The organism is Streptomyces sp. NPDC001828 (genome assembly GCF_042892175.1).
Taxonomy (GTDB): Bacteria; Actinomycetota; Actinomycetes; order Streptomycetales; family Streptomycetaceae; genus Streptomyces.
Genome location: NZ_JBIATV010000029.1, coordinates 1 through 19454, shown reverse-complemented (window position 1 = coordinate 19454; position 19454 = coordinate 1). Strand labels below are relative to the sequence as shown.

Genomic DNA, 19454 nt, shown 5'->3' with positions numbered 1-19454 from the left:
CGGTCAAGGTCCTGGACCTCTTCAAGACCCTGAAGGGCCTGCCCGCCGCCCCCTTCACGGACGGGGCCCACCTGACCGGCCCCCACATCGAATGGACCGACGGCAGCAGACTCACCTACGCGGACGGCGAGTTCACCGTCACCCACCCCGACGGCACCACCGCCCCGGCCCCCCTCGAACTCAGCGCAGCCGACCGGACGTTGCTGGACAACCACCTCCCCCACCACGAACCCGCGATGACGGGCCCCCAGTTTGGCGAGCCGCCCCCACCTCCCACCCACCTCGGCAGCGAGCACGGCCTCGGCCACACCGCCGGCCATGAGCCGCAGGGTCAGGACGGGGCAGCGAGCGGTAGGCATGGCTCCCCTCATGATGGGCACAGCTCGACCCCCGATCACGACATCAAGCACTCCGGGCACCCCGCCTCAGGTTCCGCCGGCGATACCCCGGAACAGTCGCGTCCGTCCAGTGGCGACATGTCACACCCGCCTGGCCCACGGGGAGCGGACGAATGGCTCACCGGGGCCCGCCGGCGTCCCCGGGACATCCTCGACGACCCAGCGCAGACGAGGTGGGCGGAAAATGCCTACAGCGATTTCCTCCAGAACTCGCGCGACATCGGAGCCATCAGCGACAACACCGCAGGCGTGGCACGGGGGAACGGATCCACTGGATTCTCGGAAGAAGAGATCGCCGCCGTCAAGAAGCACATCTTCGATACTGAGCACCCTATCGAGGACTACGAAACCGGGGAGGTCGTCACCAGAAAATTCGACGCAGACGCCGAGATCGCAGATGCCTGGATCCGTCTGCGTTCAGGGAACGGACTCCCCGAGGACCACATTCTCCTGGAGCACGAGGTCGCCGAACTCACCTACCTCCGTGACCATCCCGGCGCCACCTACCAGGAGGCACATCGCGTGGCCAACGAGACATACAATTGGCAGAATAAGGTCCCGCTCAACAAGCGCGAAGATTTCGAAGGTGAATGGTGATGGCATCCCTTGTCTACTTCAAAAAGGTATCCGAACAGCCTGGTTCCATTTGCTATTCGTTCGGCGAGGACCCCGAAGAAATGACACGCCAGCTCACCATGGACACCACCACCCTGACCTCGACTCCCGACGACGGCCAAATCGACTACGCGTACCTCAAGGTCTCCCGCAAGATCAACTCAGTCTTCAGTGAAAGAAATCAGTGGCCCGAGCGGGGCATGAGCGTCAGCTGATCAAGTCCCGACCCGCTTTCCGCGAGTCCGCCCTCGCCGAACCCCTGCCGACGGTTCCGAAAAGTCAGCCGACGGAATGCTCTGCCTGGCCCGCAGAAGGAGCCGGCCTCACGGAAGCTCTTCGGCGAGGGCTCGGCTGCACGCGCCGTGGCCGATGGGACGAGCACGGGCACCCGACGCACAGTCGGCGGGGTGAGGGCGGTCGGCAAGATGCCAGAGGATGGGGTTGTCCCTTACTCTGCGCGGCCCCCTGAACCAGCACCGTCCCGCCTCCCCCACAACGGGCAAGGCGGGACGGGCGAATCGGGTCCGGGGCGGTGACCCGGGGTCAGAGGCCGCGGGCTACCTCGGTGGCCCAGTACGTGAGGATGATGTCGGCGCCGGCCCGCTTGATGCCGGTCAGGGTTTCCAGGATCGCGCGGTCGCGGTCGATCCAGCCCTTCTCCGCCGCCGCCTCGACCATCGCGTACTCGCCGCTGATCTGGTACGCCGCGACCGGCACGTCCACCGACTCGGCGACCTTGGCCAGGATGTCGAGGTAGGGGCCGGCCGGCTTGACCATCACCATGTCCGCGCCCTCGGCCAGGTCGAGCGCCAACTCCCGCATGGATTCACGGGCGTTGGCGGGGTCCTGCTGGTACGTCTTGCGGTCGCCGTGCAGCGAGGAGCCGACGGCCTCGCGGAAGGGGCCGTAGAACGCGGAGGAGTACTTCACGGTGTAGGCCAGGATCGAGACGTCCTCGTGGCCGGTCTGGTCCAACGCGTCCCGGATGACGCCGACTTGACCGTCCATCATGCCGGAGGGGCCCACCACGTGGACGCCCGCGTCGGCCTGGACCTGGGCCATCTCGGCGTAGCGCTCGAGGGTGGCGTCGTTGTCGACGCGGCCTTCCGCGTCGAGCACGCCGCAGTGGCCGTGGTCCGTGTACTCGTCGAGGCACAGGTCGGACATGATGACGAGGTCGTCGCCGACCTCCTCGCGCACGGCCCGGATGGCGACCTGGAGGATGCCGTCGGGGTCGGTACCGGCCGTTCCGGCCGCGTCCTTCTTCTCGTCCTCCGGCACGCCGAAGAGCATGATCCCGGCGACGCCCGCGCCGACCGCCTCGACGGCGGCCTTCCGCAGGGTGTCCAGGCTGTGCTGCACGACGCCCGGCATCGCCTGGATCGGAACGGGTTCGGTGATCCCTTCCCGTACGAACGCGGGGAGGATGAGGTCGGCGGGGTGCAGCTGGGTCTCCGCGACCATGCGGCGCATGGCGGGGGTGGTGCGCAGCCGACGGGGCCGGGCCCCGGGGAAGGATCCGTACTCAGTCATGACGTACACGCTACGCCGGTCGCGGGGGGTGTTTTCCCCGCCCCACCCCTTCCCGCAACCCTCCGGGGGTGGATGGTGACAGTCGGGCTGCCGGGGCTGCGCCCCGGGCCCCCGGATGCGTTCGGCTGCGGATCGTGGGGGCCGTTCGCGCAGTTCCCCGCGCCCCTGTAGGTGACCCCGAATGCCTCGGTGCTGGCCCGCACAGGGCAACCTCAGCCCGTCCGGCATTTGAGGACGAGCGCCGTTCAGGCGCGAACGGGGGTCTGGGGGCGGAGCCCCCAGGGGCCCGGAACCAACCAACCCCGAGCCCCGGGCAGGGGCCCGGGGCTCCGCGTACCCCGGGTTACGTCGTGCGGCGGCGCCGAGCGCCGGGACGGCGCTCGCTCGGACGGGTCACGTGCTCCCCCGCCGAAACCGCCGCGTCCCGCCGAGCCGCACCGAAGTCCGCAAGGGCCTGGGCCAACTTGTGGACGGACGGCTCCGGAGCCATGACGTCCACCCGCAGCCCGTGCTCCTCGGCCGTCTTGGCCGTCGCGGGACCGATGCACGCGATGACGGTCACGTTGTGCGGCTTGCCCGCGATGCCCACCAGGTTGCGCACCGTGGAGGACGAGGTGAACAGGACCGCGTCGAAGCCGCCGCCCTTGATCGCCTCACGCGTGTCGGCCGGCGGCGGCGAGGCCCGTACGGTCCGGTAGGCCGTGACGTCGTCGACCTCCCAGCCCAGCTCGATCAGGCCGGCCACCAGCGTCTCGGTGGCGATGTCGGCGCGCGGCAGGAACACGCGGTCGATCGGGTCGAAGACCGGGTCGTAGGGCGGCCAGTCCTCCAGGAGGCCCGCCGCCGACTGCTCGCCGCTGGGCACCAGGTCCGGCTTGACGCCGAACTCGACCAGCGAGGCCGCCGTCTGCTCGCCCACCGCGGCGACCTTGATGCCCGCGAAGGCGCGGGCGTCGAGCCCGTACTCCTCGAACTTCTCGCGGACCGCCTTCACCGCGTTGACGCTGGTGAACGCGATCCACTCGTACCGGCCGGTCACCAGGCCCTTGACCGCGCGCTCCATCTGCTGGGGCGTGCGCGGGGGTTCGACGGCGATCGTCGGCACCTCGTGCGGCACGGCTCCGTACGACCTGAGCTGGTCGGAGAGCGAGGCCGCCTGCTCCTTCGTACGCGGTACGAGCACGCGCCAGCCGAAGAGCGGCTTGGACTCGAACCACGACAGCTGGTCGCGCTGGGCGGGGGCACTGCGCTCGCCGACCACGGCTATGACCGCCTGGTGCCCGTCCGGCGAGGGCAGCACCTTCGCCTGCTTGAGCACCTGGGCGACCGAGCCGAGCGTCGCGGACCAGGTCCGCTGCCGGGTCGTGGTGCCCGCGATCGTCACGGTCATCGGGGTGTCGGGCTTACGGCCCGCCGACACCAGCTCGCCGGCCGCGGCCGCGACCGTCTCCAGGGTGGTGGAGACGACCACCGTGCCGTCGCTCGCGCCGACCTCGGCCCAGCACCGCTCGGAGGCGGTACGGGCGTCGACGAAGCGGACGTCGGCGCCACCGGCACCGCTCAGCGGCACACCGGCGTACGCCGGCACACCGACCGCGGCGGCCACGCCCGGCACCACCTCGAAGGGGATGCCCGCGGAGGCGCAGGCCAGCATCTCGTCGGCCGCGTCGCCGTCCAGCCCCGGGTCGCCGGAAACCGCACGGACGACCCGCCTGCCGGAGCGCGCGGCCTCCATGACAAGATTGGCGGCGTCCCGCAACACAGGGATCCCGGCGGTTGTTGACGCCTCGTCAATAACCGTCAGCTGAGGTGTGTCCACACCTGTCCGCGCGTGCGCGCGAACAACGTCGAGCACAGCCGGCTCGGCGATCAGGACATCGGCGGACGCCAGCGCCTCCACGGCGCGCAGCGTCAGCAGCCCGGGGTCACCGGGTCCGGCACCGAGGAAGGTGACGTTTCCGGCTGCGGTGGGGTGGGTCGTGGGGCTCAAAGTGCTCGCTCCCCCATAAGACCGGCCGCACCCTTGGCGAGCATCTCGTCCGCGAGTTCGCGTCCGAGGGCCATCGCTTCGTCGTGCGACGTGGGTACGGGACCGGTGGTGGACAGCTGCACCAGCGAGGAACCGTCGGTGGTACCGACAACTCCGCGCAGGCGCATCTCATGAACAACCTGCCCGTCGGCCAGAATGTCGGCCAACGCGCCCACGGGCGCGCTACAGCCGGCCTCCAGGGCGGCGAGCAGGGACCGCTCGGCGGTCACGGCGGCCCGGGTGACCGGGTCGTCGAGCTCGGCGAGCGTGGCGGCGAGGCCGGCATCGGCTGCCGTGCACTCGATCGCCAGTGCCCCCTGGCCGGGGGCGGGCAGAACGGTGTCGACCGACAGGAAGTCGGTCACGACGTCGCTGCGTCCGATGCGGTTGAGCCCGGCGGCGGCCAGGACCACCGCGTCGAGCTCGCCCTTGGTGACGTATCCGACGCGGGTGTCGATGTTGCCGCGGATCGGCACGGTCTCGATGGTCCGGCCGTGGCTGCGGGCGTACGCGTTGAGCTGCGCCATCCGGCGCGGCGAACCGGTGCCGACGCGGGCTCCGTCCGGAAGCTGCTCGAACGTCAGCCCGTCGCGGGCGACCAGCACGTCACGCGGGTCCTCGCGGACCGGGATCGCGGCGAGCACCAGGTCGGGGTGCTCGGCGGTCGGCAGGTCCTTGAGGGAGTGCACCGCGAAGTCGACGTCGCCGCGCAGCAGCGCCTCGCGCAGCGCCACGACGAACACCCCGGTGCCGCCGATCTGCGCGAGGTGCTCGCGGGAGGTGTCGCCGTACGTGGTGATCTCCACCAGCTCGACCTGACGGCCGGTCAACTGCCGTACGGCGTCGGCCACATGGCCGGACTGGGCCATGGCGAGCTTGCTGCGCCTGGTCCCGAGTCTCAGTGCTTTCTCGGTCATGACCGCCCTCGGTTCTTGACATCGGCGTCGTTCAGATCGGCCCGGGAGACGGCGGCCACCGTCTCGGGGTCGAGGTCGAAGAGAGTGCGCAGCGCGTCCGCGTACCCGGCGCCGCCGGGCTCGGCCGCGAGCTGCTTGATCCGCACGGTCGGGGCGTGCAGAAGCTTGTCGACGACGCGGCGCACGGTCTGGGTGACCTCGGAGCGCTGCTTGTCGTCGAGGTCCGGGAGCCGGCCCTCCAGGCGCGCGACCTCACCGGCCACGACCTCGGCGGCCATGGCGCGCAGCGCGACGACGGTGGGCGTGATGTGCGCCGCCCGCTGGGCGGCGCCGAACGCGGCCACCTCGTCGGAGACGATCGCGCGCACCCGGTCCACGTCGGCGGCCATCGGGGCGTCGGCGGAGGCCTCGGCGAGCGACTCGATGTCGACGAGCCGCACCCCGGGCACCCGGTGCACGGCGGCGTCGATGTCGCGCGGCATCGCGAGGTCGAGCAGCGCCAGCCGCACGGGACCGGCCGGTACGGGAACGTCGCGGCGGGGACGCGAGATGCGCCGCTGGGTGTTCTCGGCCCAACTGCCGTGCAGCTCAAGGGAGTCGGCGTCGGCGCCCGGGGCCGCGTCGGCCGCGCCGTCAGCCCTGAGCGCCTCGTCGACCACCCCGAACCCGGCCACCGCGGCACCCGCGGCCGCCGTACCGGAGAAGCCCACGGGACACCCCATGGTCGCGGCATCCGTGGCCGGCGCCGGGCCCACGAGGCTCTCGCCGACCGCGTCGGCGACCGCCTCGCCGGTCAGCACCAGACCCGTGGCCCCCGTGCAGGAGACCGCGACGTCGACTCGTGTCAGTTCCCGTGCCACGTCGGCCATCGGCACGGCCCGCGCGGCCGTGCCCGACTCGCCGAGGATCTCGGCGAGGCGCTCGGCGCGGGCGTGTGTCCGGTTGGCGACGACGATCTCGTCGATGCCGATCCGGCCGAGCGTCGCGGCGGCGAGCGAGGACATCGAACCCGCGCCGATGACCAGCGCGCGCTTGCCCTTGGCCCAGTCCTCGACGGGCGCTCCGGCGGCCAGCTGCTCGAGCCCGAACGTGACGAGCGACTGGCCCGCCCGGTCGATGCCGGTCTCGCTGTGGGCACGCTTGCCGACCCGCAGCGCCTGCTGGAACAGGTCGTTCAACAGCCGCCCGGCGGTGTGCAGTTCCTGCCCGAGGGCGAGGGTGTCCTTGATCTGGCCGAGGATCTGGCCCTCGCCGACGACCATCGAGTCCAGGCCGCAGGCCACCGAGAAGAGGTGGTGGACGGCCCGGTCCTCGTAGTGGACGTAGAGATAGGGGGTGAGCTCTTCGAGGCCGACGCCGCTGTGCTGGGCGAGCAGCGTGGAGAGCTCGGCGACACCCGCGTGGAACTTGTCCACGTCCGCGTACAGCTCGATGCGGTTGCAGGTGGCGAGCACCGCCGCCTCGGCGGCGGGCTCGGCGGCGAGGGTGTCGTGGAGCAGCTTGGCCTGCGCGTCCGCGGACAGGGAGGCCCGCTCCAGGACGCTGACGGGGGCGCTGCGGTGGCTGAGGCCGACGACCAGGAGGCTCATGCCGGCATCACGGCGGGCATGTCCCCGTCCGGTCCCTTCCGGCCGTTGCCCGCGGCGCGCACGGGCGGCACCACGGCGGCGGCCGAGGCGGCCGCCTCGGCGACGGCGGCTTCCTCGCCGGCCTTGCGCTGCTCGTGGAAGGCGAGGATCTGGAGCTCGATGGAGAGGTCGACCTTGCGTACGTCGACGCCCTCGGGCACCGAGAGCACGGTCGGCGCGAAGTTCAGGATGGAGGTCACCCCGGCCGCGACCAGGCGGTCGCAGACCTGCTGCGCGGCGCCCGCCGGGGTCGCGATGACCCCGATCGAGACCCCGTTGTCGCTGATGATCTTCTCCAGCTCGTCCGTGTGCCGCACCGGCATCCCGGCCACCGGCTTACCGGCCATCGCGGGGTCGGCGTCTATCAGGGCGGCGACCCGGAATCCGCGCGAGGCGAAGCCGCCGTAGTTGGCGAGGGCGGCGCCGAGGTTACCGATACCGACGATCACAACCGGCCAGTCCTGGGTCAGACCCAGTTCCCGGGAGATCTGGTAGACGAGATACTCGACGTCGTATCCGACGCCACGGGTGCCGTACGAGCCCAGGTACGAGAAGTCCTTGCGCAGCTTCGCGGAGTTGACCCCCGCGGCGGCCGCGAGTTCCTCCGAGGAGACCGTCGGCACGGAGCGCTCCGAGAGACCGGTGAGCGCACGCAGATACAGCGGAAGCCTGGCGACGGTGGCCTCGGGGATTCCTCGGCTTCGGGTCGCCGGTCGGTGAGTTCGGCCAGTTGCCACGGTGCTCCTGCGGGATGAGCGGGGCTGCAGGCGGCCACATGTCCCAGGGCCGCCCCGTCGGATGCAGGCTATGTCTTTGTGAACGCGTGCACAAAGATGGTGTCCGCTTTGTCCGAGCAAAGTGACCGGGCTCACGCGAGTCGGGGAGAGATTCGCGGAACCGCAGACGGGTTCAGTCCGTTCAGGACCCGAAGGGGGCAAAGCCGCACACTCTCCTCACAGCGATACCCCCGAACCACAGCAAAACGACCATGATGGTAACCGCAACTATTGCGATCCCCATCATTTCGCTGCTCAACCGCCCACGGCCGACCGCCCTGGAGGAGCGGCCGGAGTTCGCCCGAAGCGGGCCGGGTCCACCCGGCCGACGAACCCCTGAGGCGCCCGGATCAGCCGACCAGCACGCCCCCGAGGCGCCCGGTTCAGCCGACCAGCACGCCCCTGAGGCGCCCCGTTCAGCCGACCAGCGCGCCCTTGAGACGCCCGGGGTCCACGCGCCAGAAGGTGTGCTGCTCGCCGTCGACGAGCACGACCGGAATCTGCTCCCAGTACTCCTTGTACAACGCCTCGTCCTGCGTGATGTCCTTCTTCTCCCAGGCCGCGCCCGTCTCCGCGCACACGGCCTCGATCACCTCCTGGGCGTCGTCGCACAGATGGCAACCGGGCTTCCCGATCAAGGTGACCACCCGGTCGGCAGGGTTCCCGCCCGGCTTCTTCGTACGTCGCAGCAAGGGACTCATGCCTCCCATTCTCCAACCCCGGCCCACCCCACGGACCCATAAGCCCGGAACGTCCGTTTAACGTGACGGCCTTGGAGAGTTCACGCCATCGCATACCGGCGCGTCGGGAAGTCCCGAACAGACTGGCTATGCTCACGGCATGGCCGCACTGGGATGGCTCACCCCTCGTAGGCGCTCGGCGACAGCACGCAGCGTGCTGGCCGGCGAGGCCGCAGCCGAGGCAGCCCGCAAGTCCTCGCAGGAATTCGCAGAGCTGGCGGAACTGGCCCAGGCCAACGCCGACGAGACCCCGTCGGAGCCCGAGTTCCCCGTCGTCGGGGACGACCTGGCCGCCGCCTTCTTCGACCTCGACAACACCGTCATGCAGGGCGCGGCCCTCTTCCACTTCGGGCGCGGCCTGTACAAGCGGAAGTTCTTCCAGCGCCGCGAGCTCGCCCGCTTCGCCTGGCAGCAGGCCTGGTTCCGGCTGGCCGGCGTCGAAGACCCCGAGCACATGCAGGACGCCCGCGACAGCGCGCTGTCCATCGTCAAGGGCCACCGCGTCTCCGAGCTGATGTCGATCGGCGAGGAGATCTACGACGAGTACATGGCCGACCGCATCTGGCCCGGCACCCGCGCGCTCGCCCAGGCCCACCTCGACGCGGGCCAGAAGGTCTGGCTGGTGACGGCCGCGCCGGTCGAGACCGCCACGATCATCGCCCGCCGCCTCGGTCTGACCGGCGCCCTCGGCACGGTCGCCGAGTCCGTGGGCGGTGTCTATACGGGACGCCTGGTCGGCGAGCCCCTGCACGGGCCCGCCAAGGCCGAGGCCGTCCGGGCCCTCGCCGCCGCCGAGGGACTCGACCTGAGCCGGTGCGCCGCGTACAGCGATTCGCACAACGACATCCCGATGCTCTCGCTCGTCGGCCATCCCTATGCCATCAACCCCGACGCCAAACTCCGCAAGCACGCCCGCGAGCGCGAGTGGCGGCTGCGGGACTACCGCACCGGACGCAAGGCCGCGAAGGTCGGCATCCCGGCCGCGGCCGGGGTCGGCGCGCTGGCGGGCGGCACGGCCGCGGCCGTCGCCCTGCACCGCCGCCGGCGCTAGCCGGAAGGCCGCCCGCGGGCCCGTTCGCCACTGTCCGCAGCCGTGAAGCGATCGCCCGCGGCCGTCGACCGTCGGAATATTCGATTGTGGGGGTTTCGCCCCCACCCCCCTTGGCCCGTCAGCCCCGTTGCCCACACCCGGGCACAACAGATCTCCGTCGCGGACAGATCCGAAAGCAACCCGATCAACTTCCGCTCACTTTGTGCGACTTGAACAGACGCATAGACGTAACAGAAGCGACGGAATCGACGATTTGAGCAACTGGGTGTAGCGCTCCCTGCACGAAGCGTTATTCTCCTCAGACGCAATCCGGAACCCGCACATCGCCACGATGGGTGAACAGTTCCGCACTGCACGTGATGGAAGCTCTGCCTCTGGGAGTCCCGTGTACCCACACGTCGGGGTTGACGCCTCGGGCCTGGCTACGCTGCGCGGGGCGGTCGTCGACCGCCTGCGCGTCTTCGTCCCCACCGCGTACGCCGGCGCCCCTGCCTTCGCCACCGCAACACCTGTCGGGCCCTGCTATGCCCTGGCCGACGGTGGTGCCGCAGTCGGTAGACGGAGCGGCGGCCGCAGCACGGGCACGTCCGCGACGCCCACCGCCCGCCGGCCCACCGCCGACAGCGACAGCGCCCGCATGATGGACCTCGTCGAACGCGCCCAGGCCGGTGAGGCCGACGCCTTCGGCCGGCTCTACGACCAGTACAGCGACACCGTCTACCGCTACATCTACTACCGCGTCGGCGGTAAGGCGACGGCCGAGGACCTCACCAGCGAGACGTTCCTGCGCGCCCTGCGCCGGATCTCCACCTTCACCTGGCAGGGCCGCGACTTCGGCGCCTGGCTGGTCACGATCGCCCGCAACCTGGTCGCCGACCACTTCAAGTCGAGCCGTTTCCGGCTCGAAGTGACCACCGGCGAAATGCTCGACGCCAACGAGGTCGAGCGTTCCCCCGAGGACTCCGTCCTGGAGTCACTCTCCAACGCGGCCCTGCTCGAGGCCGTACGCAAGCTCAACCCGCAGCAGCAGGAGTGCGTCACCCTGCGCTTCCTCCAGGGCCTCTCGGTCGCCGAGACCGCCCGGGTCATGGGCAAGAACGAGGGCGCGATCAAGACCCTCCAGTACCGGGCCGTGCGCACCCTCGCCCGGCTCCTGCCGGACGACGCACGCTGATCGCCCGGCCTTTCCGGACACACCCGCCGACCCGCCACAGGCGGGTCCAACTCACCATCCGTGAGCACCCGATGACGCTGCGGTCCGATCATCTTTCGTCTCATCTTTCGTCCGTAACCCAAGTGCCGCGTCCGTCGTTGTGCGGGATGCAGGCTCCCTGTGGTCACGCCCTGCCCGCAACCGCTCACTCGATCGTGTGGATGCGCTCAAGGCGTGCAACCTTCCAGGCCCCTTGGGGAGTCGACCGTGATGACGAGAGGAGGTGCCGCCAGTGATCGCGAACGTATCGGCGCACCGGCGGGCGAACGCCTTCGCCCAGGCCCTGGAAGAAGCCTCGGCGGCCGACCAGGAGACACCCGAGACCGGGCCGGCCGAACAGGCCGACACCGGCGGGCTGTTGACCCTGGCGGGTGGGCTCGGCGAACTGCCGAAACCGGAGATGGACCCGCAGGTCAAGATCGAGCAGCGGACGCTGCTCATGGCCGAGATGGAGCGAATGTTCGCCGGCGGCAGTGCCGCCGACCCTCAGGTGCCCGAGCAGCGGACCGGCCGCGGCGCCCACCGGGCGACGTCGCTCCGGAAATTGCGACCCCGCTCCCGCTGGTCCAAGGGCATTGCGGCGGGAGGGCTCAGCATCGGCGTGGCCGCAGGCGCGTTCAGCGGCGTGGCCGCCGCCAGCTCCGACGCCCTCCCCGGTGATTCCCTGTACGGCCTGAAACGGGGCATGGAGGACCTCAAGCTCGGCATGGCGGACGACGACGCCAGCCGGGGCGAGCTCTACCTCGACCAGGCCTCGACCAGACTCTCCGAGGCGAGACGCCTGATGGAACGGGGTCGCGTGGGCGACCTCGACCACGAGCAGCTCGGCGAGGTCCGGCGCGCCCTCAGCGGCATGGAGCACGACGCCTCAGAGGCCCACCGACTGCTGCACCAGGCCTACGCCAGGGACGGCTCGATCGGCCCCATCGCGGCGCTCAACTCCTTCTCTGAGGCGCACCGCGAAAGCTGGAGCAAGCTCCGCGGCAAGCTGCCTCCGCAGCTGAGCGACGTCGGCAACAAGGTGAGTTCGGTCTTCGCCGCCATAGACCAAGAGGTCAAGCCGCTGCAGTCGCTGCTGCCCAAGACGTCCTCCAGGACGCACACCCGGCAGGACAGCACCTCGCACCCCGGCGGCACCTCGGGCGCGACCCGCCCGTCCGCGCCGTCCTCGTCCAGCGCCTCCGGCCACAGCACCCCCGGCCAGAGCGGTAAGCCGCCTCAGCAGCCGTCCGGTTCGCCCTCCGACGAGGGCCTCCTCGGCGGCAACACCGGCGGCCTGTTCGAGCCGGGCACGGGCAGCACCACCCCCGCCCCGCCCCACAAACCGGCCAAGCCCCCGGTGCCGGACGTCACCCTGCCCCCGCTCCTGCCGGGCCTGCTTCCGGGCCTGGGCATCGACGAGGACAAGGCGGAGTAGCCGCAGCGAGAAGTACGTGAGCGAACGTGTGAGGGGCCGGGACGTTTCCCGGCCCCTCACACGCGTACCGGACGCCGCTCCCGTACGCACCGAACGCCGGGCGCGCGCCAGCAGAGCGCCAGCCGTCAGAAGAAGACGGACCGCCGCTGCACAAGCAGCTTGTACAGCGTGTGCTGGATCTGTTCGCGCACCTGGTCGGTCAGGTTGAACATCAGCATCGGGTCCTCCGCCGCCTCCGGCGGATAGCCGTCCGTCGGGATCGGCTCGCCGAACTGGATCGTCCACTTCGTCGGCAGCGGCACCAGACCCGCCGGCCCCAGCCACGGGAACGTCGGCGTGATCGGGAAGTACGGGAAGCCGAGCAGCCGCGCCAGCGTCTTGGCGTTGCCGATCATCGGGTAGATCTCCTCGGCCCCCACGATCGAGCACGGCACGATCGGCGTGCCCGCCTTCAGCGCGGTCGACACGAAGCCGCCGCGCCCGAAGCGCTGCAGCTTGTACCGCTCGCCGAACGGCTTGCCGATGCCCTTGAAGCCCTCGGGCATCACGCCCACGACCTCGCCCCGCTCCAGGAGCGCCTGGGCGTCCTCGGAACAGGCCAGGGTGTGCCCGGCCTTGCGGGCCAGCTCGTTGACGACCGGCAGCATGAAGACCAGGTCCGCCGCGAGCAGCCGCAGGTGCCGGCCCGCCGGATGGTGGTCGTGCACGGCCACCTGCATCATCAGGCCGTCCAGCGGCAGCGTCCCGGAGTGGTTGGCGACGACCAGCGCCCCGCCCTCGGCCGGGATGTTCTCGACGCCCTTGACCTCCACCCGGAAGTACTTGTCGTAGAACGGCCGGAGCAGCGACATCAGGACCTGGTCGGTGAGTTCCTTGTCGTAGCCGAACTCGTCGACGTCGTACTCGCCGGTGATCCGCCGCCGCAGGAACGACAGGCCGCCGGCGATCCGTCGGTCCCAGCCGCCCTGCTCCCGCGGCGCCTCCGCACGGGCCCCGGAAGCCTGCTCCCCGGCCTCCTGCGCCCCCGGGAGGGCGCTGACCGGGGAGGCGGGTGCCGCGGCCGGCTGCGGCCCGGGCTCGGCCTTGCGGCGGCCCGGGATCGGGCGCCTGCGCCCGTTGCGCTGCGCGCTCTGGCGCGAGCGGTCGTCGTCGAACGGGATGACCTTGGCGTCCGCCATCGTTGGTGCGCTCCTCATTCCGCGTTCGAAGGGGTGGTGGGCCGGGCCTGGGCCCCGCCCGGGAAGGGCGCGAACGGCAGCCCCGCCACCCGGTCCACAGCCCTGGCCAGCGAGTCCGGCGGCAGCAGCCCCGGGCCCCGGCTGCGGGCGAAGTCGGCGAACGTCTCGGCCGTCGTGTACTTGGGTTCGTAGCCCAGTGTCTCGCGCATCTGGGCCGTGCTGACCACCCTGCCGTGCGTGAGCAAACGAATCTGCTCCGGCGAGAAGTCGGTCACCCCGACCGTCCTGAGCGCGGTCCCGACCCAGCGCACCGCCGGGAGCAGCACCGGCACCGTCGGCCGCCCGAGGCGCCGCGAGCACTGCGAAAGGAGCAGCACGCCCTCCCCCGCGACATTGAAGGTCCCGCTGTTGAGCGTGCCGCGCCGGGGCTCGCCCGAGGCGATCCGCAGCACGTCGATGACGTCGTCCTCGTGGACGAACTGGAGCCGCGGGTCGTAGCCGAGGACCGTCGGCAGCACGGCGAGCGAGAAGTACTCGGCGAGCGGCGAGTCGGCGCTCGGCCCCAGGATGTTCGCGAACCGCAGCACGCACACCGCGACGTCCGGGCGGCGCCGGGCGAAGCCGCGCACATACCCCTCGACCTCGACGGCGTCCTTCGCGAAGCCGCCGCTGGGCAGCGACTTGGGCGGCGTCGTCTCGGTGAACACCGCGGGATCGCGCGGCGCGGATCCGTACACGCTGGTGCTCGACTTCACGACGAGCCGTCTGACGGTCGGCGACTTCTGACAGGCGCCGAGCAGCTGCATCGTGCCGATGACGTTGGTCTCCTTGACCGTGGCACGGCCGCCGCCGGAGCCGAGCGGCGTCCCGGTCACGTCCATGTGCACGACGGTGTCCACCGCGTACTCGGCGAGCACCCTCGCGATCGCCGGCTGGCGGATGTCCGCCTGTACGAAATCGGCACCGCCCAAATGGTGCTCCGGCCGGACGACATCGACCCCGATCACCCGGTCGACCTCGGGATCACGCTGGATCCGCCGCACAAGGCGACCGCCCAGCTGCCGGGCCACTCCGGTGACGAGCACGACCTTCCCCAAGATCAGCGCCTTCCTTCGGCCTTCGGTACGCCCCTACGCCCTGTGCGCCACCGTAGCCGCTGGATGTTGCGCGGCGATGACTCCGTGCGCGCGCATGGCCGAGAAACTGTGTCCGCGTACGCGTCGGGCCGGGCCCGGGTACGCCACAGCCCTCCCACCGACGATGCGGCGGGAGGGCTGTGATCTCACGAACAGCGCTCGCTTACTTCTTGTTGCGACGCTGAACGCGCGTGCGCTTGAGCAGCTTGCGGTGCTTCTTCTTGGCCATCCGCTTGCGCCGCTTCTTGATAACAGAGCCCACGACTACCCTCGCTCACTTCTTCTCACTCGGTGCGGGGCGTCTGGGCCCACACGACCTACGTCGGCCTAGCCTACCTGCCGCCGAGTGAGGGACGTAATCCGAGGGGAGCACGCGGCTCCCTCAGGCCGTTTCCACCCCCACAAAGGACTCGCGGAGATACTCGTGAACTGCTTGCTCCGGGACCCGGAAGGACCTGCCCACCCTGATCGCCGGCAGATGACCGCTGTGCACCAAGCGGTACACGGTCATCTTCGACACTCGCATCACCGAGGCGACTTCCGCCACGGTCAGGAACTTGACCTCGTTGAGAGGCCTGTCACTCCCAGCAGCCATGACCCACCTGTACCTTCCGCACCGAACGCGCACCGGCTTCCCCTCCGGTGACTCAACGTCGCTGTGCGCTCACTCCCCAGACTAGGGGCGGGTGGTGCGAGTGGGGAAGAGGAGCTGCGATCGGCCGCCTACTGTGACAGACACGCTCGATTGAGTACATAGCGAGTAAGCGGCCGGTAGTAATCGGACCGCACGGCGTCATCAAGCGGAACGGCCACGGCCACCCGCCCCTCGGCCTCCCCGACGAACAGCGCGGGGTCGTCCGTATCGGCGAGACCGACCGCCTCAATACCCAGCTGACCTGCCCCGCAGACCCATCCGTGATCTCCGATCACAAGCTCGGGAACCCCCCTGGAACCCCCCGCCGCGACCCCCAGAGCGACCCGGATCGGGAGCGGAGAATGGGTGTGCGCGCCGGTCTCGCTCCCGGCTCCCCGCGCGCCGGGTTCCCGCACCAACGCGACTCCCCGTACGTAGTCAAGGTTGTACGTACGTACCCCGAACCGGGTCGTTATGTCGACAGAGCTACCCTGCGCGGGGGTGAGGACAGGGCATCCCGCCGCCGACAAAGCGTCCGCCAGAGCGGCGTAGAACCCGAGCAGCCGATGCGGATGCCCGGTGCCGAGCAGCACCGCGCCCCGCCGCGAGGCCACCTCGCCGAGCCGGGCCGCGAAGGCGTCGAGGCCCGCCAGCGTCCGCTCGGGATCGATGACATCGGGCCCGCTCACATGCCGGGGATCGTCGCTCACCCCGCACTTGTCCGCCATCAGCCGCAGCAAGTCCCTTTCGCCCCAGCCCCATTCGGGATCGAGACCGAGCATGACCCGGGGATCGCGAGCCGCGAACAGCCGGTAGCTGCGCAGGCTCTCCTCCCGCGAGGTGGCCACCGGCCCGGCCAGCCTGGCCGCCAGAAGATGCGCCCGCAGCGCCCCGATGCTCAACACCCGACGATGCTCCCGCAGTGAGCCCGCCGGGGCATCAATTTCCCTGTGCTGCCCCACAGTTGGCGTAACGCCGCATCGGTGCCGGCGTTCCTACGGCAGCAATCCCCGCAGCGGGAAAGCCGCCCGCCGTGTGGCGAGCACCGCCTGGTCGAGCCGGTCCGCCGGGTCGTACCCCTCGTCCCACGAACGCCACGCCACGGTCCGCCCGTCCGTCATCCGGCCGGGCCCCAACTCCCTTGTGCGCGCGTACACTTCATCGCGCCACGACGACGGGACCACCGACTCGGGATCGACCGGCGCATGCCCCGCGATCCCCACCAGATGCGTCCAGGACCGCGGCACCACATCCACCACCGAGTATCCGCCGCCCCCGAGCGCGACCCACTTCGCGCCCTCGACGTACTCGTGCGCCAGTGAGTGACAGGCCGCCTGCACCGCCCGCTGGGCATCCAGCGAAACGGCCAGGTGGGCCAGCGGATCCTCGAAGTGCGTGTCCGCCCCGTGCTGAGTGACGAGGACCTGTGGCCGGAAATCGGCGATGAGCTCCGGCACCACCGCGTGGAACGCCCGCAGCCACCCCTCGTCCCCCGTCCCGGCCGGCAGCGCGAGATTGACCGCGGACCCCTCGCCGGGCCCGTCCGCCCCGGTCTCCTCGGGCCAGCCCGTACCGGGGAACAGCAGCCGGGGATGCTCGTGCATCGAGACGGTGAGGACCCGCGGGTCCTCCCAGAACGCGGCTTGCACCCCGTCCCCGTGGTGCACGTCGACATCCACGTACGCGACCCGTTCCACCCCCAGCTCGAGCAGCCGGGCGATCGCGAGCGCGGCGTCGTTGTAGATGCAGAAACCGGCCGCCCCGCCCGGCATCGCGTGGTGCAGCCCGCCCGCGAAGTTGACCGCGTGCGAGGCCTCCCCCGCCCACACCGCCTCGGCCGCGGCCACGGACTGCCCGGCGATCAGCGCGGACGCCTCGTGCATCCCGGCGAAGGCGGGATCGTCGACCGTCCCGAGCCCGTACGCGATGTCGGCCGCACGCGGGTTCGCGGACGCGGCCCGCACGGCGTCGACGTAGTCCTGCCGGTGCACGAGCCGCAGCGTCGAGTCCCCGGCGGGCGGCGCCGCCACGACGTCCACCTGCTTGTCGAGCCCGTACGCCCGCACCAGACCCATGGTCAGCGCGAGCCGTACCGGGTCCATCGGATGGCTCGACCCGAAGTCGTAGCGCGTGACAGCTTCATCCCACATCAACAGTGCGCGGCCGCTCATGCCCGCCACCGTATCGGGCGGCCTCCGAGCCGAACGAGCGGGCGTACACCAGCGTCAGGAGGACCAGGACCATCGGTACGAGCATCGCCCCGCGATAGCTCCAGGCGTCCCCGAGCGCCCCGACGAGGGGCGAGCCCACGAGGAACCCCACGTAGTTGAAGATGTTGAGCCGGGCGACGGCGGCATCGCTGGCCTCCGGGAACAGCCGCCCGGCCGCGGCGAACGTCTGCGGCACGATCACACAGAGCCCGAACCCGAGCAGGGTGAATCCGGCCATTCCCACCCAGGGCCCCGGCGCGAGGGCCACCACGCCGAACCCGGCGGCCGCGAGCACCGTCCCGAGCCGCACCACGGCCACCGCCCCGAACCGCCGCACCCCGAAGTCCCCGGCGGCCCGCCCGAGCAGCGTGGTCACCATGTAGACGTTGTACGGAACGGTCGACAGCTGCTCGGAGCTGCCCAGCGTGTCCTGGAGGTACTTGGCACTCCAGTTGGAGACGGTCGAGTCGCCGATGTACGCGAAGCTCATCACCAGGCAGAGCGGCAGAAGCAGCCGGAAGACCACGGGCTTGGCCCCCGGAGCACCCTGCGCCACCTCGGCGGCCGGCTCCCCGTCCACGTACCACCGGCTCGCGACCAGACACACCGGCAGCAGCACGGCCACGACGGGCAGATACGACACGAGCAGCGACAGATGCCAGTGCGCCCCCACCCAGGCGAGCGAGGCGCCACCGATCCCGCCGAGACTGTACGAGGCGTGGAACCCGAGCATGATGCTGCGCCCGTACGTCCGCTGGAGGCTGACCCCCAGCATGTTCATGGAGGCGTCGAGGGCTCCCACCGAGAGCCCGAACGCGCCGAGCGACAGCGCGGCCTGCCACATCCGGTCGCCCGCACCGGCGCCGAGCAGCGCCAGGAGCACGGCGGGCTGCGCGAACCGCAGCACCACGCTCGGCCGGACCCGCTTGATCAGCTGCTCGGTGCAGACGCTGCCGGCCCCCGCGAGGATCGGTACGGCCGCGAGGAAGACGGGCAGCAGCCCGTCGGATATCCCGTACCGGTCCTGGATCGCGGGTATGCGGGTCACCAGGAGGGCGAAGGCCATGCCCTGCGCGAAGAAACTCACCGCCAGGGACGCCCTGCCGTGCCGCAGGCGTGCGTCTGTCATGGCGGCACAGCCTAGGGCCGTTACTTACTCCTGGGTAGAGAGATCACCCGAGCAATCCGAGCAGCTGCCCCATGTCGCCGAAGTACCCGTTGGCCCCGGCGAGCCGCTCGGCGGGCGTCATCGCGGTGAACCCGTACACGTCCATCCCCGCGGCCCGCGCGGCCTCGACGCCGAGGCGGCTGTCCTCGATGACGACACACCGTTCGGGCGCGACGCCCATCCGCTCGGCCGCGTGCAGGAACAGGTCCGGCGCCGGCTTGCCCCGGCCGACGTCCTCCGAGGAGAACACCCACTCGTCCTCGAACCACTCGTCGAGCCCGGTCGTGAGGTGCCCGACCCTGATCCGCTCATGGGTCCCGGACGATGCCACGCAGTACGGCACCCCGTCCGCCACGAGCTTCCCGAGGACATCGGTGACGCCGGCGACGGGCTGGAGCTCCCGCTCGAACGCGGCGAAGATCCGGGCGTGCAGCGTCTCGTCGAAGTCGGCGGGCAGCGTCTGCCCGGTGCGCTCCTGGATCAGGTCGTGGACGCGGTGGATGGCGGCCCCCATGTAGTCACGGAGGGAGTCCTCGTACGAGGTGGCGTGGCCCAGTTCGGTCAGATAACCGGACAGGATGGTGTTGGAGATGGGCTCGCTGTCGACGAGCACGCCGTCGTTGTCGAAGATGATGAGGTCATAGCGCATGACTCGACCTTAAACGCAGAAAAGCCCCGCACCGTGACCCTGAAGGGCCTGGTGCGGGGCTTTTCCCAAAAATTGTTCGGCGGCGTCCTACTCTCCCACAGGGTCCCCCCTGCAGTACCATCGGCGCTGAAAGGCTTAGCTTCCGGGTTCGGAATGTAACCG

18 protein-coding genes, 1 rRNA gene and 1 pseudogene are annotated in these 19454 nt (G+C 70.6%); 5 read left to right on the top strand and 15 right to left on the bottom strand.

Going from position 1 to position 19454, the window contains the following annotated elements; all coding sequences use genetic code 11:
• Together ACFYZA_RS40130 and ACFYZA_RS40125 are read left to right on the top strand one after the other, a co-directional pair.
• Positions 1–995 (top strand): annotated as a pseudogene (locus ACFYZA_RS40130) (hypothetical protein); the annotation flags it as partial.
• On the top strand, positions 995–1228 hold the full coding sequence (locus ACFYZA_RS40125) for a hypothetical protein (RefSeq protein ID WP_382590741.1): 234 nt from the start codon (positions 995–997) through the stop codon (positions 1226–1228). The pseudogene ACFYZA_RS40130 and the gene ACFYZA_RS40125, both read left to right, overlap by 1 nt.
• Positions 1229–1556: 328 nt before the next feature.
• Here ACFYZA_RS40125 and hemB read toward each other — a convergent pair whose 3' ends face one another.
• From hemB to ACFYZA_RS40095, 6 genes are all read right to left on the bottom strand, one after another.
• A complete protein-coding gene (hemB, locus tag ACFYZA_RS40120; protein ID WP_388495130.1) occupies positions 1557–2546 on the bottom strand; it encodes a porphobilinogen synthase in 990 nt (329 codons plus the stop codon).
• 343 nt (positions 2547–2889) lie between these two features.
• Positions 2890–4536, bottom strand: coding sequence for a uroporphyrinogen-III synthase (locus ACFYZA_RS40115; RefSeq protein WP_388495129.1), 1647 nt, complete (start codon positions 4534–4536; stop codon positions 2890–2892).
• On the bottom strand, positions 4533–5492 hold the full coding sequence (hemC, locus tag ACFYZA_RS40110) for a hydroxymethylbilane synthase (protein WP_382600659.1): 960 nt from the start codon (positions 5490–5492) through the stop codon (positions 4533–4535). The genes ACFYZA_RS40115 and hemC overlap by 4 nt, the downstream gene beginning before the upstream one ends.
• Positions 5489–7081: a glutamyl-tRNA reductase gene (locus tag ACFYZA_RS40105; protein ID WP_388495128.1), complete on the bottom strand. Its 1593-nt coding sequence runs from the start codon at positions 7079–7081 to the stop codon at positions 5489–5491. The genes hemC and ACFYZA_RS40105 overlap by 4 nt, the downstream gene beginning before the upstream one ends.
• On the bottom strand, positions 7078–7857 hold the full coding sequence (locus tag ACFYZA_RS40100; protein WP_382600655.1) for a redox-sensing transcriptional repressor Rex: 780 nt from the start codon (positions 7855–7857) through the stop codon (positions 7078–7080). Before ACFYZA_RS40100 ends, ACFYZA_RS40105 begins: the two co-directional genes overlap by 4 nt.
• Positions 7858–8312: 455 nt before the next feature.
• Entirely contained in the window at positions 8313–8597 is a 285-nt protein-coding gene (locus ACFYZA_RS40095) for a glutaredoxin family protein (RefSeq protein ID WP_382600653.1), read from the bottom strand.
• A gap of 139 nt (positions 8598–8736) precedes the next feature.
• Here ACFYZA_RS40095 and ACFYZA_RS40090 point away from each other — a divergent pair, with 139 nt between their 5' ends.
• The 3 genes from ACFYZA_RS40090 (at position 8737) to ACFYZA_RS40080 (ending at position 12317) form a co-directional block, all read left to right on the top strand.
• The gene (locus ACFYZA_RS40090) at positions 8737–9687 is read left to right on the top strand and encodes an HAD family hydrolase (protein WP_382600651.1); all 951 of its coding nucleotides are present in this window, start codon (positions 8737–8739) and stop codon (positions 9685–9687) included.
• A 385-nt stretch (positions 9688–10072) separates the two neighbouring features.
• Positions 10073–10861 (top strand): ECF subfamily RNA polymerase sigma factor, BldN family, encoded by a 789-nt coding sequence (locus ACFYZA_RS40085; protein WP_053724590.1) that lies wholly within the window; start codon positions 10073–10075, stop codon positions 10859–10861.
• A 271-nt stretch (positions 10862–11132) separates the two neighbouring features.
• Positions 11133–12317, top strand: coding sequence for a DUF5667 domain-containing protein (locus ACFYZA_RS40080; RefSeq protein ID WP_382600648.1), 1185 nt, complete (start codon positions 11133–11135; stop codon positions 12315–12317).
• Positions 12318–12442: 125 nt separating this feature from the next.
• Here ACFYZA_RS40080 and ACFYZA_RS40075 read toward each other — a convergent pair whose 3' ends face one another.
• From ACFYZA_RS40075 to rrf, 9 genes are all read right to left on the bottom strand, one after another.
• Positions 12443–13495, bottom strand: a complete 1053-nt coding sequence (locus ACFYZA_RS40075) for a lysophospholipid acyltransferase family protein (RefSeq protein WP_382600646.1) — start codon at positions 13493–13495, stop codon at positions 12443–12445.
• A 14-nt stretch (positions 13496–13509) separates the two neighbouring features.
• Positions 13510–14592, bottom strand: a complete 1083-nt coding sequence (locus ACFYZA_RS40070; RefSeq protein WP_382600644.1) for an NAD-dependent epimerase/dehydratase family protein — start codon at positions 14590–14592, stop codon at positions 13510–13512.
• A 202-nt stretch (positions 14593–14794) separates the two neighbouring features.
• Entirely contained in the window at positions 14795–14893 is a 99-nt protein-coding gene (locus ACFYZA_RS40065; protein WP_003948845.1) for a 30S ribosomal protein bS22, read from the bottom strand.
• A gap of 120 nt (positions 14894–15013) precedes the next feature.
• Complete coding sequence (locus ACFYZA_RS40060) at positions 15014–15226, bottom strand: helix-turn-helix domain-containing protein (protein WP_159030439.1); 213 nt, start codon at positions 15224–15226, stop codon at positions 15014–15016.
• A 128-nt stretch (positions 15227–15354) separates the two neighbouring features.
• Positions 15355–16170: a phosphatase gene (locus ACFYZA_RS40055; protein ID WP_382600642.1), complete on the bottom strand. Its 816-nt coding sequence runs from the start codon at positions 16168–16170 to the stop codon at positions 15355–15357.
• 90 nt (positions 16171–16260) lie between these two features.
• Positions 16261–17436 (bottom strand): acetoin utilization protein AcuC, encoded by a 1176-nt coding sequence (locus tag ACFYZA_RS40050; protein ID WP_382600640.1) that lies wholly within the window; start codon positions 17434–17436, stop codon positions 16261–16263.
• Positions 17405–18604, bottom strand: a complete 1200-nt coding sequence (locus tag ACFYZA_RS40045; protein WP_382600638.1) for an MFS transporter — start codon at positions 18602–18604, stop codon at positions 17405–17407. The genes ACFYZA_RS40050 and ACFYZA_RS40045 overlap by 32 nt, the downstream gene beginning before the upstream one ends.
• Before the next feature lie 43 nt (positions 18605–18647).
• Positions 18648–19292, bottom strand: a complete 645-nt coding sequence (locus ACFYZA_RS40040; protein ID WP_388495127.1) for an HAD family hydrolase — start codon at positions 19290–19292, stop codon at positions 18648–18650.
• Between the two features lie 74 nt (positions 19293–19366).
• Positions 19367–19454: ribosomal RNA gene (gene rrf, locus ACFYZA_RS40035) — 5S ribosomal RNA — on the bottom strand; the annotation flags it as partial.